1 protein-coding gene is annotated in these 675 nt (G+C 33.9%); it reads left to right on the top strand.

Features of this window, described 5'->3' with window-relative positions; genetic code table 11:
- Nucleotides 1-61: 61 nt before the first annotated feature.
- A complete protein-coding gene (locus ZA05_RS17845) occupies nt 62-538 on the top strand; it encodes a hypothetical protein (protein WP_053993042.1) in 477 nt (158 codons plus the stop codon).
- Nucleotides 539-675: the final 137 nt, after the last annotated feature.

The following is a 675-nucleotide window of genomic DNA, read 5'->3' as shown; positions in this document are numbered from 1 at the left end:
GAAAATCCTGCGGATTTTCACGCAACGAAACTATACACAAACCGTTGGCGGTAATTAAAAAATGAAAACACTACTTCTTTTTTCTATACTCTTCCTTACTACAACAGCATCGTTTTGTACACAAATAAATGTTGAATTGGTCACAAAAGACAATGACAATCTTGACTTTCTGACTTCAATAGAAATTATGGACTCATTCGGCAAACGCATTGCTTTTGATAAAAATCAAAGTGAGAGTCTCAGCATTGATTTTACTAATTCGATTAATGAAAAAATTAAAATTAAAATAAATGCAATGGGATATTTTCCCGTAGAAATCAACTATCACCTTAAAACTTCGACAGATTCAATTTCAATTACAAATATGTTACTTGTGCCTTCATTAAGGAGAGAATTACCCAAAAATGCAACATGTGGCACTTGGGCTCCTCGAAAAAAGGATATACCCAAAAAAATTATCATCCTGATCAACGGAGTTGAAAGAACTCTTGTTCCTGATAACGATGATGTACTAGGAATAACTTACATAGAAAAATAAAAACAACCGCCAACACAGTGTATAATTCATTGCTTCCGATTTTCCTCACGGAAAATCCTCGCAACTTTATTATCTTAGTTTCTTAACCCGAAAATCCTGCGGATTTTCACGCAACGAAACTATACACAAACCGTTGT

It is taken from the genome of Mangrovimonas sp. TPBH4 (assembly GCF_001280505.1).
Lineage (GTDB): Bacteria > Bacteroidota > Bacteroidia > Flavobacteriales > Flavobacteriaceae > Mangrovimonas_A.
Note: the sequence above shows the minus strand (reverse complement) of the source record. Positions and strands in the feature narration are given on the sequence as shown.

Bases quoted from the DNA above. Each gene is read 5' to 3' on its own strand.
- ZA05_RS17845 (WP_053993042.1), top strand. From the start codon at position 62: ATGAAAACACTACTTCTTTTTTCTATACTCTTCCTTACTACAACAGCA.